Below are 16169 nucleotides of genomic sequence, written 5' to 3' on the forward strand. Positions count from 1 at the left end.
TGAAAGACTCAGTGAGCGCCCGTCTTCAACTCTTCAGGAGTCTGCTTGCAAGTCGCAAGCGGCCCTGCCCAGCTAGACGCACGACTTGCAAATCGCAAGTGGACTTGCCGAAGGAGTTGAAGTTGATGTCCTGGAACCACTCAACGATCTGAGCAGAACTGCGAAATGGGGTTCTGGGGGCCACGATGGGCAATCCCATAGATCTCTCAAGAGCGCGCCGTCGCGGACGAGATCCCCGCATCTGGAGATCCTGCCCGGGTAGATCGCGAGGCTCAGTTCGCTCGCGACCCACTCGCGAGGCTGGGATGCTGGGGGGAGAAGGCGGGGTCTTGTGGGGTGGCGCGGGAGTTCTTCCGCACGGGTCGGCGTGCGGGCGCTGCCCGTCCACTCCAGCCCGTACAGGCCACCGGCCGCGGATCGCGCGAACGCCGCGGTACATGGGTTCAGGCAGCGACGGGGTGGGGACCCCGCGGCGACCATCACTGGGGCCCGGCACAGCCTGACGGGCGTCCATCGAAGCCGGGCGGCTCGAAGTGGCTTTCGTCGACGGCAGTCGCATGGGGCTGGTTGCGCGCTCCCGTGGGACTCCACGTGCGGCGATCCGGCACGGAGGTTCATATGGTGGGCACGGTCCAGCACACGTTCGTCACGGTCAACGGCGTGCGGCTGCATGTCGCCGAGCAGGGCGAGGGCCCGCTGGTTCTCCTGCTGCACGGCTTCCCGGAGAGCTGGTACTCCTGGCGGCACCAATTCGGTTCGCTGGCTGCGGCGGGGTATCGGGCCGCCGCTCCTGACCAGCGTGGCTACGCCCGCAGCGATCAGCCCGAAGCCGTCGAGGCGTACACCCTGCTGCATCTGGCCGGGGATGTCATCGGGCTGGTCGATGCACTGGGCGAAGAGAGCGTGGTGCTCGCCGGCCACGACTGGGGTGCCTTTGTCGCCTGGGTGACGGCCATGCTGCGCCCGGACGTCGTGCGCGCCGTGGCGGGCCTGAGCGTCCCGCCGGTACTGCCCGGAGGGATGAGTCCGCCGTCGATCACGCGGAAGAGGTTCGGTGACGGCTTCTACCAGGTCGTCTTTCAGGAACCAGGGGTCGCCGACGCGGCGCTGGCCCGGGACCCGCAGACCACGTTCCGCCGGATCCTCTACGGAGCCTCGGGGGACAGCCCGTCCAGCACCAGCCCCTGGATGGTTCCCGACCGTGGCACGCTGCTGGACTTCATGCCGGAGCCGGAGCAACTGCCGGGCTGGCTCACCCACGACGACATCGAGGTCTTCGTCGGCGATTATGTCCGCCACGGCGACCGCGCCTTCACCGGCGGCCTGAACTGGTACCGGAACACAGAACGCAACTGGGAGCTGCTCGCGGCCTTCCGCGGCCGCCGGATCGAAGCGCCGGCGCTGTACATCGGCGGGGACCGTGACATGGTCGTCGGCCTGTCCGGAGGGCCGGACGCCACGCTGAAGAAGGTCGAGCAGGCGGCACCGCAGCTGTTGCGTGGTGTGATTCTGCCCGGCTGCGGCCACTGGACCCAGCAGGAACGCCCCGACGAGGTCAACCGGGAGCTCCTGGACTTCCTTGCGCAGCTGCCCGGAACACCATGATGGACAGCCGAGGTCAGTGGTCACGCTTGGAAAAGGGGCACGTCGGCTGTCATGCGCTGGGCCTCCGTGCGCGCGTCGCCCGCCGGCTCGACGACGTGGAGGGCATCGAGCACCGCGACCGCGTCGGGCAACCGGTCACGGATCGCGTTGCGATACCCGCGGAACGGGTCCACCGGCAACGTCGGCGTCGCGGAGCGAACCCGCAGTGAACCGATCAAGGGCGGAAGCGGACGTAGAAGGACGCGTCCGAGGGGCCGGACTGATCGGCCAGAGTGTGGTTTCTGTGCTGCTGGGGTGAGCGCGGTCAGCGCATCAGTTCGGCGGCCAGGAGCTCCATCAGGAGGCCGTCGTGCCACGTGCCGTCCAGGCCGCGCTCGTACTGTCGCATGATGCCGACCGGCTGGAAGCCGACCTTTGCATAGCAGTGGATCGCCGCGGTGTTGTCGGCCGCTGGGTCGATGACCAGGCGGTGGTAACCGTGGTCGTCGATGAGGTGGCAGGCGAGTGTGCGTACGGCGTCGGTGCCCAGACCGTTGCCATGCAGCGTGGGATCGAGGAAGAGGTCGATGCCGGCGTGTCGGTAGTCAGGATCCTCCTCGGAGTACCACTGGATCATGCCCACAGCCCGCTGTCGGTAGTGGACGGTCAAGGCGTGGATGTCAGGGTCCTGGAGATCTGCCGCGATGTCCGCAGCGAGGTCGTCCTCGCCCCGCCAACGTGCACGCACTTCGGGTGTGGCCCGGATGGCGGCCAGAGCAAGGATGTCCTCGGCGATGGTGGGGCGGAGGACGACGAAGGCGCCATGCAGCACGGTCATGGCCAGGAACACTATGCGACCGGGACGGGAACCGCCTTGCGCCGGCGATTCACTCCGAGTCCGGGATGTCACGGACGGCACCGACGGCGCCCGACCGTGTCCCATCGAGAGGTGCAGTCACCGACCAAGCTGTTTCGACGCGGGCTTGCGGGTCAGGGCGAGCGGTCGTGCTGACAGGCACGGGTCCAGCGTCACGCGTTCGAGCTGTAGGTGCACTTGATGCCTGCACCGCGGACATCGGTCGTGACTGCCCCGTGGTCCCTGTTCCGGCAGAACTGCCTTGCCTCGTAACGACCTCAAGGAGCTGTTCGTACGCGAACGGCACCGGCGCGGCGGCGTCGGGGGACAGCTGATGGAAGCCGTTCGTGGGGCGGGACGTGCCGCCGGCTGCTTACGCCTGGAGTGGACCGCGGGCGCCGACAATCCTCCGGCGCTCGACTTCCACAAGGCGCTGGGCGTCGAGCCGCGCGAGGCCCAGCCCTTCTACCGCGCTGCCCTGCGGCCCGTCGGTACGCGAAGCGGATCACGGCCTGCCGGCGGAGTTCGTGGACATGGAGACTTTCTCCTGGCAGTGCTTGTCAATGGAGCACCGTCCCCTGATGTGTCGCGGCGGCGTCAGGCACGCGGCGCCCGGGTCCGACGCCACCTTTGCTCGGCTGCCAGGGCGCAGCCCTTGCCCGAGTGCAAGCATGGGATATGTGGGTGGCAAGCGGGATGTAAAGGATCCTCGCCCGACCGTGCGGCCGAGTCACGCCCTCCTTGTGATCCCACTCGGTCTGATCATTGTGATCGTGATCGCGGACGTCTTCACCGACAAGAGCTCTCAGCTGGGTCCGCTGCTGATCGTCGCTCCAGCCGTCACCGCGTCCTTTGCCGGCCCGCGCCTCACCGGGCTCATGGGCGCCCTGGCCGTAGCAGGCCAGATCCTCTCGGCCCTCGCCGAGGGCACCGGCATCACTGCGGGGCTTCAGATTCAGGTCGTCGGCCTTGCGGTGGTCTCCGGGTTCCTGGTCGCCCTCCGCGCTGTGCGCGACCTGCGCGAGCGACAGCTCGCACAGACACGCTCCATCGCAGCGGCTGCGCAAGAAGTCCTGATCCGACCTCTTCCCAAGCGCTGTGGGTCGCTGCGCATCGCCACCGACTACATCGCCGCCGAGCTGGAGGCACGGGTCGGCGGCGACCTGTACGCGGCTGCGCGCGCCGACAGAGCGACCCGGGTGATCATCGGTGATGTCCGAGGCAAGGGGCTGCTCGTCATCAAGGACACATCCCTCCTGCTCGGCGCCTTCCATGGCTCCGCCTATCGCAACCTCTCACTGCCGCACATGGCGATCCATCTGGGCAATGCCATGTACTGGAGCTGGGCCGGCGCCGCCGATGACGACCCCGAGGCCGGTGAGTCCTTCGTGACCGTTCTGCTCCTGGACTTCCCCGACCACGTCGGGCACGTGGAGACGATCAGCTGCGGCCATCCGCCGCCTCTGCTGATGCACGACGGTGAAGTCAGCGCCCTGGACGCGCGCAGTCCGGGGCTCCCGCTGGGCATCACCGTCCCCTCGGAGGACCAGTATGTGGTCGACACTTTCCCCTTCGAAGTCGGCGACGTTCTGCTCCTCTACACCGACGGTGTCATAGAGAGCGCCAGCCCCAACGGCACCTTCTACCCGCTCACCAAACGGATGGCCGCCTGGGGCGGCACTGGCGGCCCTGAACACCTCGTCCGATTCGTACACGAAGACCTGCTGCGCCACGCCCAGGGACCCCTCGGTGACGATGCCGCCCTCATCGCCATCCAACGCCTCCCCGAACGGGCGGAATGATCGGCCACACCCCGCCGGGGACATCGTGCACTCGCCCGACGGGGCCGCACGCGGCGCGATGAGCGACCGGTGACGCTCCCGCATCTCTGTGGAGATGCGTGTGAGTGCCCGGTCCGGGTGCCTGACCGCGCACTCAAACGTCGATTCGCGGTGGAGGTCCTGCCTGTGGGCATCGTTCATCTCGTGGATCATGGCCGTCCGCGAGACTCTCATCCAGAGCCCAGGACCACCGCCGCGTGGACCGTCTGCACGCGACTACGGACAGTGCCCGTTGGCGAAACACGTGACGAGTCTGTTGGTCCTCATGAATGATGTCCGTTCCTCGACCCGAACTTGAGGGTGATGGTTCCCCCGCGCGCGCGTGGCGGTGTCCCACGACAGCGCACGCGCCCGGTCACCCCGCGGGCGGGTCCGAACGGCCGGCCCGGTAGGAATGAGGCATGGACAACGTCATAGACCTGCGCAGCGACACCGTCACCCGCCCCACCGATGCGATGCGGACCGCCATGGCACGCGCCGAAGTGGGCGACGACGTGTTCGGCGACGATCCCGCCGTGAACGCCCTCCAGGAGCGGGTGGCACAGTTGCTCGGTTTTCGCGCCGCGCTGTTCGTCTCGTCCGGTACCCAGAGCAACCTGTGCGCACTGCTCAGTCACTGCGGGCGGGGCGAGGAGTACATCGCCGGGTCGAACGCCCACCTCTACAGCCACGAGGGCGGCGGGGCGGCCGCGCTCGGCGGAATCCAGCCGCAGCCGTTGCCACACCAAGAGGACGGGACACTCGACCTGGCGGACATCGAGGCGGCCGTCAAGCCGGACGACCCGCATTTCGCGCGGAGTCGGCTGTTGTGTCTGGAGAACACGTTCAGTGGCACCGTGATCGCCCCTGAGTATGTTCAGGCGGCCACAGCATTGGCCCGCAAGCACCAACTGGCGACGCACCTGGACGGCGCCCGGCTGTTCAACGCCGCGGTGGCCGGAGACGGCGATCCCTACGAAGGGGCGCGGAAGATCGCGGAGCAATTCGACAGCGTTTCGGTGTGTTTCAGCAAGGGCTTGGGGGCGCCGGTGGGCTCGGTGCTGCTCGGTTCGCCGGAGTTCATCGGTGAGGCCAGGCGATGGAGGAAGGCACTGGGGGGCGGGATGCGGCAGGCTGGCGTCCTGGCCGCGGCAGCCTCCTACGCGCTGGACCACCACGTCCGGCGCCTGGCCGACGACCACGCGAACGCCGCACTGTTCGCCGAGATCCTCGACGGTGTACCGGGGCTGGAGGTCGGCCCGGCGCGCACCAACATGGTGTTCGCACGGCCTGTCCCGGGCGTCACGCCACCCGACCTGGTGGAGCGACTCGCGGCCCGGGGTGTGCTGGGCACGGGTGGCCGGCCGCAGATCCGGTTCGTCTTCCATCTCGACGTCTCGAGGGCGGACGCGGAGCGCGCGGCGCACCTGGTACGAGAGACCCTTGCCGCAGCCGCCGCCTGAGGGCGCGTGGGGAGTGGCCCTCACGGCTGGTCGGGAGGCCCAGCACCGCCTCCGGTGACGCGACGGGGCCGGTGACCGCGTCGCGGTGGCGAGATGCCGACACAGCGGGGGCCGTCCTGTGGGGAGCTGTCGAGTTCCCCACAGGACCGGGCACCTCATCCTCAGCAGGCGCCCTCATCCTGCCAGGGGCCCCATTCCGTTGCGGCAGGCGCCTCGTTCTGGGTCCACCACTTGGCTTTCCAGTTGTGGTTGTTGTAGGAGACCTCGTTGCCACTCTCCGATGTCGCTGCGGCCGTTCATTCCCGAGAAGCCCTCATGGGCGTAGGCGGTGGTCTGGTCCCAGCCGAAGGTGGACTGCAGGATCTGATTGAGCAGGCAGCCCGGTACGGGGCATTTCACGGCGCTCCGCCGAAGGCGGAGCTGGACCGGTACTTCTTCCTCGATGACGCCCCCCGTTGCGCCGTGGATGCCGTAGGCGGCGGCCTTCGGCCCACCGCTGCGCAGCACGACCACCGCATCTCCGGCGGGTATCGCAGCGAGCGCCATCACGTACCAACCCAGCAGCGACGTCGTCGCGACGAGCATCAGAACGAAGACGAAGACCCCGCACGCGATCTCGCGCAAACCCTTCACGCGCAGCCAGGGCCGGAAGGCGGGGTCGTCGGCCGGTGTATCGGGAATGCCGAAACCGACGGCGGCCTGTGGCGTCGTGAAGGCGCGCCCGCCCATGAAGATGAGGGCCGCGCCGAGCAGGCCGGCGAGAACAGTGGCACTGGTGGTGAGCATCAGCTGTCCCGTCCGTCGAGGGAATCTTTTTTGACGAAGTGGTTGTCGTGGATCTCGTGCAGGTGCTCGGCGTCCCGCTCGTCCGCGGCGGCGATCCGGGCGAAGGACTCCACTCGAGGGCCGGCGAGCACATCGATCGTCGATCCGCCGGACCCAAAGGACATCGATCGGGTTCCGGGGGCCCCGCGGTCACGGCGCGAGTCGCGAGACGACGCCACGCTGTCACGGGACGAGAACGATCCGGCCGCGGACGCCGCCCTTGGCCATCGCCTGGTAGGCACCGGCTGCTTCGTCGAGCGGCGCGACGGCGTGGACGCGAGCCGGCAGTTCCCCCGTCGTCACCCGTGCGAGCAATCGGGCGAGAAGCGCACCGTCGGGATGGGCGAACACGACCTCGACGGCGATGCCGCGCTCCTCGGGAAGCCGCGAGGCCGGCTGCACGCCGACGAAACGGCCACCGTCGCGCACCGCCCGCAGGGCGTGCTCCTGCAGGGCTCCGGCGTCGGCAACGGCATCCCAGTCCTGCCCGAGATCGGTGGCGAAGTCGACGCCGAGGCCCCGGACGAACGGCTCGTCGGCCGCTCGGGCCATCCCGGTCACCTGCCAGCCGCGGTCCTGGGCGAGTACGGCGACGTGCGCGCCCACCGCACCGGCCGCGCCGGTCACCAGCAAGCGCCGAGCCTTGCTCGACGCCTCACCGAGGAGGTCGACGAGCTGGGCGGCGGCGGTGGCGTTGAGCGGCACCGTCGCCGCCTCGACCAGGTCCATGCCGTCCGGAACGACGGCGACATTCGCGGCGGAGACGAGGAGGTGCTCGGCATGGGACCCGTGGTCGCGGTCGAAACCGTCGATGAACCCGGCAACACGGGTGCCGACCTGCAGCTCGACGCCGGGTCCGGCGGCATCGACAGTGCCGGCGAAGTCCCAGCCGAGACCGGTGTAGTCCGGCTGGTGGACCAATCCGAGCTGGTGAAAGACGCCCCCGGCCACCCCCAGGTCGACCGGGTTGATCGCTGCGGCGGCAATCTTGACGCGGATCTCCGCCGGCCCCGGCTCAGCCACCGGGACGTCGACGGTCTCGATCGACTGGGGTCCGGACGGCACGCGGACCACGGCCCGCCGAGACGTCATCTGATGCATCGCCATCTGCTCCTTCGTGGAGGCCTTGTGAGGTGGTCTTGCCATCGCTGTGGTGCAGCACCACCATGAACGCACCTGCTTCCCAAGGAGAAGTAGGCACCTTGAGGTGCGTAAGTCACCGAGCGGAAGAGATGAGTTATGGCGACCAGCACCGCGTCCCAGCGGCGGGCCGCAGCCAAAGCGGAGTACGACGCATTCCTCGCGGCATGTCCCAGCCGCCAACTCCTGGAGCGAATCTCCGACAAGTGGGTCGCCCTTGTTCTCGCCGCCCTGGGCGGGGACGGTCCGCGTCCCGGGGCTGCCTCCGGCGACGAACCGCGGCCCATGCGCTTCTCCGAGCTGTCACGCCGGATCTCGGGCGTGAGCCAGAAGATGCTGACGCAGACGTTGCGCTCACTCGAGCGCGACGGGATGGTGACCAGGACCGTGACCCCCACGGTGCCAGTCACCGTCACTTATGAGCTGACCGATCTCGGTCGCTCGCTCCAGGGAGTCATGCGGGGAATCAAGGAATGGGCGGAGGGCCACATGGAGGAGGTCCTCACCCATCGCGACAGCTACGACCACAGGCAATGCGACGCCGCCGACTGATTCGAAGAGAAGTCGGCTGTCATATCCTGACGATGACAGCAAGTGGTCAATCTTCGCTGCACCCACCGTCGACGAACCCCTGCACCACCTGCTGGCCGATCCGCGCGCGGCTTGCACCACCGTCGTCGACAACCTCTGGGTGCCTGGTCACCGTCGACTGATCAAGCTGGAGTCCTACCGGCGGACGCTGGGCGACGGCACGGTCCGTACGATCCAGCTGAGTCCGCGTGATCCGGATGAGCGCTGGTTCTGCGAAGCCCGCCCGTGTAGTCCTCGCGCGCCTGGCCCGGCGGCGGGCCTTGGCCCGGGCGCCCTTTGCCTTGACCGGGCAGCGGCGCCTCGCGAGTCCAACTCCTCAATGTTCGCGCCCAGGATCTCCTCCGCCTGTCCGGCGGTCGCGTACAGCATCCGCCACAGCGTCTTCTCCCGCAGGTGCACCTCCCGCCGCGCGATCAGCCGGTCCACGGCCGTCTTCGAGCGGGCCGGGGTCTGGGAGTCCGGCACCGCCAGCCGCTTCGCCAAGGCCGGGACGGACGGCCCGTCGTAGCCGTACTGCTCGCACCAGCCCAGCCACGACAGCACCGCTGCCCGGCGGGCGCTCCAGGTGTTGACCGCCGCGGTGCCCCACAGCAGTTCCAGGGCCTCGCCGATCTCGTCGTCCGCGACCAACCCGAGCGGGCGGGCCTTGCCGATGCGCTCGGCCGTCTTGCCGACGCCGGTCGAGCAGCTGCGGACCGTGTTCGGGTTGCCGAGCGAGTCGAGGAAGGCATCCGCCGCCGCGCGGACGGTCAACGCCTTCCCGGCCGGCAGTTGTACGACGGTGGGCACCGCTTCCCCCTTGCCGCAGATAACAGGGCTGCTTCACGTACGGCCCGGAGAACGTCACCGCAGGTGACGAATCAAACTCCCGCAGACAATAGGGCGCTATCTGCGGGAAGACTTCAGAACTCCGCGGCCCCGCCGGTACCACCGACCGCCCACCAGGACCGATCAAGGCTCAGCACACGATCTGACACGGATGTTCCTCAACTCCCGTTTCGGCAAGTGGTAGTCCGTCATCGTCACCGCGATCCGGCTCCGGCTTCGTCCATGATCCGCCGGATGAAACCCGGCGGTGAGGCGCTCGAAAACCAGTGGTGCAGCGCCGCTGTGCGCCATTACCGTGCTGCCGAACCAAGTCGTCTGGACAAGGACATGCCGTTGTACACCCTGTGAGACCTCCCGAGAGCTGATTTGTCGCGCGTCGCGCATGTGCGCCGCGCTGCTTTTTGCTTCGGTCTTCTCACTGAAACCGGTGTACTTCTGTGCTCAACAACTGGGTGGTCGTGCCCACCTGCCTCCCGCTCGTTCGCCGCCGTTGCCACACGTGCGCGTCCGAGCGCTTCCGGGCAAGCGGTAAATTTCGCGTCAACGCAAACCACAAGCTCATCGACGCCTGGCTCCTCGCGCTCTGTACCGCTTGCGGGGAAACTGCAAAGCTCACGGTCCTGGAGCGGATGAATGTACGCTCCGTAGCACCTGAGCTGCTGGACCGGCTGCATGACAACGACCCTGGCCTGACAGCTGAGCTGCTCCGGGACCCGGTCGTGCGACGCCGTAATCGAATTGCCCTCGACTGGGACAACGCCTGGCGCCTCGACACCGGCGGATCGGATCACCTGGACCGCGAGGTGATCGACGTCTTGGTCCGCTTTGCGGCGCGGATCCCTGTCCGGCCGGTGCGACTGATCGCTGAAGGCTGCGGTCTTTCGCGGGCCGAGGTCGAGAGACTGATCACGGAGGGGAAACTCGTTTCGGCTGTCCGGCTGAGCGGCAAACTCTCCGGCGACTTCACCTTCACGCTCAAGCGCTGAGCCCTCCGCGGGACCACGGGCCTGTCCGGCAAGAAGCGCCGGACAGGCCCTCGTTCTCAACGCGCTGGTGCTGCTCTTCAACACCCGCTACCAGGCGCCGCCGGTGTGGACGCCCAGGTCGCGGCCGGGGCACCCGCACCGAAGAGGGCTCAGCGGAGGAACTTCAGCATAGGGGTCCGGGGCCATTCGAGATCCGTCCGCTGGGCGAACCTGGCGTCCTCACTGTAGGTCCGCAATTGGAATGTCCTGTTCCGCGATGGCAACCTGCATGTTCTCTCCGTGTCTCATTCGTGGGCCACGGTATTTGTCTCACGATCTTGGCCCTTTCCTTGGGGGCGGAGGTAGGGGCTGGTTGATCGACTCAACGCGCGCCAGGTACGACTCCAGGGTGGGGAACTCGTCGACGCGAGCCGGGTAACCGCAGTCGGTCACGGCAGTTGTAGTTCCGGCGTCTGTGCTGGTCGGCGGCTTGCGGGGTCGGGTGCGGGCACAGGTACGGCCACCGTGATCATGAACGTTTGTGACGACGTTTCAGGACCAGGTGGCCGTGGAGGCCACGATAGCCCAGGCTGCCTGGGGCCGGGTGTTCCCGGCGGCGATGGATGCGATCGCGGGCTGCTTCGCGCGGCGTGAGACACGTGCGACGGCAGCGGAGATGATCACAGGGCTGCTGACGGAGGTGGACACGCGGAACTGCTGGACGCTGGCTGAGGCGCTGGGGCATCCAGGCCCGCACCGGCTGCAGCACCTGCTGTCACGGGCGAGGTTCGACCATGACCGGGCCCGGGAGGAGATCGCCCGCCTGGTCGTGCGTGAACTTGCAGGTCAGGACGTGGTGCTGGTCGCGGACGAGACCGGGGACGCGAAGTCCTCGACCGACTGCGTCGGCGCCGGCCGCCAGTACTCCGGCGCGATCAAAGGCGTCGGACTGTGCCAGGTCGCCGTGCACCTGGCCGCGGTCACCGAGTCGGTGCGAGTGGTGATCGACCGGGCCCTGTATCTCCCGAGGGACTGGGCTGCGGACGAGGAGCGCCGCGAAGCAACCGGCGTCCCGGAAGGGATCATGTTCGCGACGAAGCTGCAGCAGACCGCCGCCATGGTCAAAAACGCGCTCGAGCTGGGTGTCCGGGCACGCTGGTTCGCCGGTGACGATGTGTATTCGGGCCGTGAACTCCGCAGGAGCATGCGGGAGTTCGGGCTCGGCTACGCGGTCGGCGTCTCCCACACATACACGGCCACCGATGGAGCGGGCCGCCGGTGGAAGGCCCGCCAGATGATCAACAAGGTGCTGCCGCACCAGTGGATGCGCATGCAGACCGGACACGGAACGAAGGGCACCCGCGAGTACGACTGGACCTGGCTCGATGTCCGTGCGGACGACACCCCCGACGGACACGGAGATGACGGCACCAGCGTCCTGGTCGCTCGCCGGCACCGGTACACCGGCGAGATCTCCTTCTTCCGCTGCTGGTCGACCGACGATGTCACCCTCGCCCAGCTGGTGGAAGTGATCTGCCGCCGGTGGCGGATCGAGGAGACCTTCCAACTCGGCAAGACCTTCACCGGCCTGGATGAAGGGCAGGTGACCTGCTGGAACTCCTGGATGCGCTGGTCACTGTTCTCCCTCGTCGCATCCGCCGTCCTCGCCCTGACCGCCGCTGCCACGACCATGGCCGGCCCTGCCGGACCAGCCCATCTCGTCCCGTTGACCTGCCCCGAACTCGTCCGATTCCTTCGGGTGTTCGTCCTCACACCACCAGCCCGGGACACGGAACACACCCTGCACTGGATGGCCTGGCGCCGCCACCATCAAGCCATCGCACGAGCCTGCCACCACCGCCGACACGCTCTTCAGGACCAGCCATGACCAGAACTACAGCTGCCGTGTCGGTACGCGGAAGCGGCTGCCCCTTGCGCGGCCCGTGTTGGTAGCAGCCTTTGGCGTACTCGTCCCTGGAGTGCTCGACTTTGGCTGCGAATTTGAGGGGGCCGGCCCAGGTGACGAGGGTCGGCTCGGCATGGTGGTCACCGTGAGGGTTGCCCGTCGTTCTCGGTGATGTCGGTAGTCGGTTCTTCCGGCAGTTGAACGAAGACCATGATCGCCTTGCCGCCGCGCCCGGAGGTGGCCTGCAGCAGGTCCTTGGCGGACTTCAGAGGATCGCTCGGTTGGTAACGGATCCATCCGAGTTCCTCGGAGGTCGATGGTCCGGCCCTGCTGACCGAGCAGCATCTTCAGTGGCGTCGGAGTCGAAGCCGAATCGGTCGTACATGCGCCCGGAGAAGGATGCCGGAGACGGTCGCAGATTTACTGTGCTGGCCGCGCATCGATTCCCCGATTCTTCACCTGTCGGCGTACGGGGACATCGCGGGTAGTTCCACAGTGATGCGGATCCCGCCGGCAGAGCGCGGGGCGAGGGTGAGGGTTCCGTCGTGTGCCTGGGTGATGGTTTTGACGATGGCCAGGCCGAGGCCGACACCTGCGTGGTCGGTGTGGATGCGCTCGGTGCCGCGTTGGAAGGGTTCGGTGAGGGTCGAGACCAGCTGGGGGGTGAGCTGCTCGCCGGTGTTTTCGACAGTGAGCACCACGGTCTTGGGGCGGACGCTGGTGTGGACCCATACGTTGCCGTGTTCCGGCAGGTTGTGGACGATCGCGTTCTGTACGAGGTTCGTGGTCAGTTGCAGCAGGAGCGCCGGCGATCCGATCGTGGGGGCGATGTCGCCGTCGGTCTCGAGGATGACGCCGCGCTTTTCCGCGAGGGGGAGGAGTGTTTCGGTGGCTTCTTCCGCCATGAGGGACAGGTCGACGTGTTCGCGGGTGAAGGAACGCCGGTCGGCGCGGCTGAGCAGGAGCAATGCTTCAGTGAGGTCGATGGCTCGGGTGTTGACGGCGTGGAGGCGGTCGATGAGTGGGTCGGTGGCGCGGTTCGGATCGGCGCGGGCCACGTCGAGCAGTGACTTCGAGACCGACAGCGGGGTGCGCAGCTCGTGAGAGGCGTTGGCTGCGAATCTCTGCTGTTCGGCGACGTGTGCTTCGAGTTGCGCGAGCATCATGTCGAAGGCATCGGCGAGTTCGCGGAACTCGTCCTTGTGACCCGTTAGCCGGATCCGGTGGGAGAGCGATCCGTTCGCGGCCATGCGGGTGGCGTTCGTGATGCGGGTCAGGGGGGCGAGCATGCGGCCGGCGAGGATCCATCCTCCCAGGAGACCGAAGACCAGCAGGAACGCCAGCACCGCGCCTGCGGCCGACGCGAAGTCGCGCAGGAGGAAGGAGCGGACCAGCACCCCCCCAGGGACGCTCGTATAGGCGGGCAAGTGGCGCAGGATGAACACCCACACCACCGCGAGCAGCAAGGTGCCCGCGACCATGAGGAATCCGGTGTAGCTGAGGGTGAGTTTGAGGCGAACGCTCAACCCGGGCTGCCTATCCACGGTCCCCTCCCTCACGTCCGGTGCCGGGTGCTGTGTCGATGCGGTAGCCGACGCCTGGCACGGTGGCGATGATCCAGGGTTCGCCGAGGCGTTTGCGCAGGGCCGAGACGGTGATGCGTACGGCGTTGGTGAACGGGTCGGCGTTCTCATCCCATGCCCGTTCCAGGAGTTCTTCGGCGCTGACGACACCGCCTTCGGCGGCGACGAGGACTTCGAGGACGGCGAACTGTTTCCGGGTGAGCGCGACGTAGCGGTCGTCGCGGTAGACCTCGCGGCGGAACGGATCCAGGCGCAGGCCTGCGATCTCTCGTACGGGAGGCCTGGTGTGCGCACGCCTGCGGTCGAGTGCTCTGAGACGGAGCACGAGCTCCTGCAGCTCGAAGGGTTTCGTGAGGTAGTCGTCGGCGCCGAGTCCGAACCCGGAGGCCTTGTCGTCGAGACGGTCGGCGGCGGTGAGCATGAGGATCGGCATGCCGCTGCCGGAGGCGACGATGCGTTTGGCGATCTCGTCGCCGGACGGTCCGGGGATGTCGCGGTCGAGGACGGCGATGTCGTAGGCGTTGAAGCTGAGCAGTTCCAGAGCGGTGTCGCCGTCACCGGCGATGTCGGCCGCGATCGCTTCCAGACGTAGGCCATCGCGGATGGCTTCTGCCAGATAGGGCTCGTCCTCGACGATCAAGACACGCATGTTCTTAAGGCTACGAGTCAGCACATATCGTCGGTGTATCGAAAACCGCATACGTGCCGGCAACATCGCGTTGCTTTCACTGGCGGCATGACTCGAACCCCAGCATCAGCACGAACAACGCCCCGCCGGGTTCGCTGGCTGATTGTCGTCGGCCTGATAATCGTCATAGCAGTGATCACCGCAGCAGTCCTCGCCTACCAGGCGCCGAAGTCCTCGCCCCGGTCGTCCTCCTCCAAGCCTTCTTTGTCCCACTCGCCTTCCGCGCCTTCCTCGTCGCCCTCGAGCCCCTCGGCCGCAGCGCCCTCGATTACGCCCAGAAGCGAGCATCGTGATGCCCCAAGCGAGGCCAACGGTGTCGTCCCCGACGGCGTGACGGTCTTGGATGACTCGATTCCGGCTGTGGCCAACCTCGATCCAGAACTGCTCAAGGCCCTCCGCCAGGCTGCGACGGCTGCCGCGGACGGCGGAGTCGATTTCCACGTCAACAGCGGCTGGCGTTCCCCGGAGTACCAGAATCAGCTTCTTCGCGAGGCGGTCTCCAAGTACGGGTCCGAACGCGAGGCCGCCCGATGGGTGGCCACCGCGACGACGTCTCCTCACGTGTCGGGGGAGGCGGTCGACATCGGGGGCTCCAACGCGACGGCGTGGCTGTCCAGGCACGGTGCCGAGTACGGGCTGTGCCAGATCTACCGGAACGAACCCTGGCACTACGAATTGCGCACCGATGCGATCGACCGTGGCTGCCCTCGGATGTATGCCGACCCCACGCAGGACCCGAGAATTCAGCAGTGAGCAGCAGTGAGCGAGGACAGACGATGACGCAGGTGGACACGGAGGAGACCGGACAGGGCAGCCCGGCGGATACCGGTGCGCCAGGTACCGGAGCCGGTGCCCCGGCGGCCGGGACCGGCGGGACTTGGCGTGCACGCATTCGTCGGGCGATCCGCGCCCTCTCTGGACCAGGGCCGTGGAAGCGTGGCCTGGTGCTCGCGGCGCTGGCTCTCGTGCTGGGCCTGCTCATGCTGTTGCACGCGCAGATCACGGACCGTGGTGGCCTCGGCAGTCTGGTGGAGACCTTCCTGCCGTGGTTCGGCCTGTTCGTCCCGGTGCTGCTTGCCGCCGCGTTGTGGCGCCGCTCCGCCTCGGCGGTGGTCGCGCTGCTGTTGCCGGTCACGGTGTGGCTGAGCCTCTTCGGCGGGCTGCTCGGCGACAAGTCCCAGTCGGGCGGTGACCTCACCGTGGTGAGTCACAACGTCGGCGCCGAGAATCCGGACCCGGCCGGTACCGCCCGCGACTTGGCCGCCTCCGGTGCGGACGTGCTGGCACTGGAGGAGCTGACCGAGGAGGCCAGGGGCACGTACGAGAAGGGGCTGGCGAAGGCGTACCCGTACCACACGGTGCAGGGCACGGTCGGGCTGTGGAGCAAGCTGCCGCTGTCCAACACCCAGCCGGTCGACATCAAGCAGGACGTCGGGCCGCTGGGGGACACCAAGCCGGCCGAGGTCAAGAGGGCCTACAACCGGGCGCTGCGCACCACGGTGGCTACGGACCAGGGGCCGCTGGCGGTGTATGTGGCCCACCTGGGGTCCGTGCGGGTAAATCCCAGGGCAGGCTTCTGGACGGACTCGCGGGACAGAAACGCGCAGGCGCTCGGCGAGGCCCTCGCCGCCGAGCAGGACGAGCGGGTGGTGCTGCTCGGTGACCTGAACGGCACGATGGACGACCGCGCGTTCGCCGGCATCACCTCGCAGCTGAGCTCGGTCCAGGACGCGGCCGGCGACGGCTTCGGCTTCAGCTGGCCGGCGAAGTTCCCGGTGGCGCGGATCGACCAGATCCTGGTCCGCGGCGTGGAGCCGAAGAGCTCGTGGCTGCTGCCGGAGACCGGCAGCGATCACCTGCCGGTGGCGGCCGGGATCAGCTGGTGAACTCCGGGGCTTAGCTGGTGAACACCGGCACAGG

14 protein-coding genes and 4 pseudogenes are annotated in these 16169 nt (G+C 67.8%); 9 read left to right on the plus strand and 9 right to left on the minus strand.

Translation table 11 applies throughout. The features are described 5' to 3' along the window. Nucleotides 1–618 precede the first annotated feature (618 nt). Entirely contained in the window at nucleotides 619–1605 is a 987-nt protein-coding gene (locus VXC91_RS33565; protein WP_329511133.1) for an alpha/beta fold hydrolase, read from the plus strand. Between the two features lie 20 nt (nucleotides 1606–1625). On the opposite strand, the gene VXC91_RS33570 is transcribed toward VXC91_RS33565, so the two are convergent. Together VXC91_RS33570 and VXC91_RS33575 are read right to left on the minus strand one after the other, a co-directional pair. Further along, entirely contained in the window at nucleotides 1626–1823 is a 198-nt protein-coding gene (locus VXC91_RS33570; protein ID WP_329511134.1) for a hypothetical protein, read from the minus strand. 86 nt (nucleotides 1824–1909) lie between these two features. Further along, complete coding sequence (locus tag VXC91_RS33575) at nucleotides 1910–2422, minus strand: GNAT family N-acetyltransferase (protein ID WP_329511135.1); 513 nt, start codon at nucleotides 2420–2422, stop codon at nucleotides 1910–1912. Nucleotides 2423–2702: 280 nt separating this feature from the next. Here VXC91_RS33575 and VXC91_RS33580 point away from each other — a divergent pair. From VXC91_RS33580 to ltaE, 3 genes and pseudogenes are all read left to right on the plus strand, one after another. Beyond that, nucleotides 2703–2867, plus strand: a pseudogene (locus tag VXC91_RS33580) (N-acetyltransferase family protein); the annotation flags it as partial. Between the two features lie 316 nt (nucleotides 2868–3183). Beyond that, nucleotides 3184–4242, plus strand: coding sequence for a PP2C family protein-serine/threonine phosphatase (locus tag VXC91_RS33585; protein ID WP_329511136.1), 1059 nt, complete (start codon nucleotides 3184–3186; stop codon nucleotides 4240–4242). Between the two features lie 440 nt (nucleotides 4243–4682). Next, nucleotides 4683–5723, plus strand: a complete 1041-nt coding sequence (gene ltaE / locus VXC91_RS33590; protein WP_329511137.1) for a low-specificity L-threonine aldolase — start codon at nucleotides 4683–4685, stop codon at nucleotides 5721–5723. Nucleotides 5724–5884: 161 nt separating this feature from the next. Here ltaE and VXC91_RS47165 read toward each other — a convergent pair. The 4 genes and pseudogenes from VXC91_RS47165 to VXC91_RS33610 all read right to left on the minus strand — a co-directional run. Beyond that, nucleotides 5885–6092, minus strand: a pseudogene (locus tag VXC91_RS47165) (carbohydrate-binding protein); the annotation flags it as partial. Nucleotides 6093–6176: 84 nt separating this feature from the next. Next, nucleotides 6177–6509, minus strand: a pseudogene (locus VXC91_RS33600) (DUF4267 domain-containing protein); the annotation flags it as partial. Next, nucleotides 6509–6673, minus strand: a complete 165-nt coding sequence (locus VXC91_RS33605; protein ID WP_329511138.1) for a hypothetical protein — start codon at nucleotides 6671–6673, stop codon at nucleotides 6509–6511. The pseudogene VXC91_RS33600 and the gene VXC91_RS33605, both read right to left, overlap by 1 nt. 58 nt (nucleotides 6674–6731) lie before the next feature. Next, on the minus strand, nucleotides 6732–7649 hold the full coding sequence (locus tag VXC91_RS33610; protein ID WP_329511139.1) for an NADP-dependent oxidoreductase: 918 nt from the start codon (nucleotides 7647–7649) through the stop codon (nucleotides 6732–6734). A gap of 138 nt (nucleotides 7650–7787) precedes the next feature. Here VXC91_RS33610 and VXC91_RS33615 point away from each other — a divergent pair, with 138 nt between their 5' ends. Then, entirely contained in the window at nucleotides 7788–8240 is a 453-nt protein-coding gene (locus VXC91_RS33615; protein WP_329511140.1) for a winged helix-turn-helix transcriptional regulator, read from the plus strand. Nucleotides 8241–8506: 266 nt separating this feature from the next. Here the strand turns inward: VXC91_RS33615 and VXC91_RS33620 are convergent. Next, nucleotides 8507–9068, minus strand: a pseudogene (locus tag VXC91_RS33620) (integrase/recombinase); the annotation flags it as partial. A 476-nt stretch (nucleotides 9069–9544) separates the two neighbouring features. Between VXC91_RS33620 and VXC91_RS33625 the strand changes: the two are divergent. Both VXC91_RS33625 and VXC91_RS33630 read left to right on the plus strand, forming a co-directional pair. Continuing rightward, nucleotides 9545–10093 (plus strand): DUF1062 domain-containing protein, encoded by a 549-nt coding sequence (locus VXC91_RS33625; RefSeq protein ID WP_329511141.1) that lies wholly within the window; start codon nucleotides 9545–9547, stop codon nucleotides 10091–10093. Nucleotides 10094–10613: 520 nt separating this feature from the next. Then, entirely contained in the window at nucleotides 10614–11960 is a 1347-nt protein-coding gene (locus tag VXC91_RS33630) for an IS701 family transposase (protein ID WP_329511142.1), read from the plus strand. 473 nt (nucleotides 11961–12433) lie between these two features. On the opposite strand, the gene VXC91_RS33635 is transcribed toward VXC91_RS33630, so the two are convergent. Then, the gene (locus VXC91_RS33635; protein WP_329511143.1) at nucleotides 12434–13522 is read right to left on the minus strand and encodes a sensor histidine kinase; all 1089 of its coding nucleotides are present in this window, start codon (nucleotides 13520–13522) and stop codon (nucleotides 12434–12436) included. Further along, a complete protein-coding gene (vanR-Sc, locus tag VXC91_RS33640; protein WP_329511144.1) occupies nucleotides 13515–14210 on the minus strand; it encodes a VanSc-type vancomycin resistance response regulator transcription factor VanR in 696 nt (231 codons plus the stop codon). Before vanR-Sc ends, VXC91_RS33635 begins: the two co-directional genes overlap by 8 nt. An 87-nt stretch (nucleotides 14211–14297) precedes the next feature. Between vanR-Sc and VXC91_RS47170 the strand changes: the two genes are divergently transcribed. After that, nucleotides 14298–15002 carry a M15 family metallopeptidase gene (locus tag VXC91_RS47170; RefSeq protein ID WP_408057535.1) on the plus strand — a complete coding sequence of 235 codons (705 nt, stop codon included), beginning with the start codon at nucleotides 14298–14300 and terminating at the stop codon, nucleotides 15000–15002. A 227-nt stretch (nucleotides 15003–15229) separates the two neighbouring features. After that, nucleotides 15230–16135, plus strand: a complete 906-nt coding sequence (locus VXC91_RS33650) for an endonuclease/exonuclease/phosphatase family protein (protein ID WP_408057536.1) — start codon at nucleotides 15230–15232, stop codon at nucleotides 16133–16135. The last annotated feature ends 34 nt before the right edge of the window (nucleotides 16136–16169 follow it).

This window comes from Streptomyces chiangmaiensis (genome assembly GCF_036281785.1).
In the GTDB taxonomy this organism is placed as follows: Bacteria; Actinomycetota; Actinomycetes; order Streptomycetales; family Streptomycetaceae; genus Streptomyces; species Streptomyces chiangmaiensis.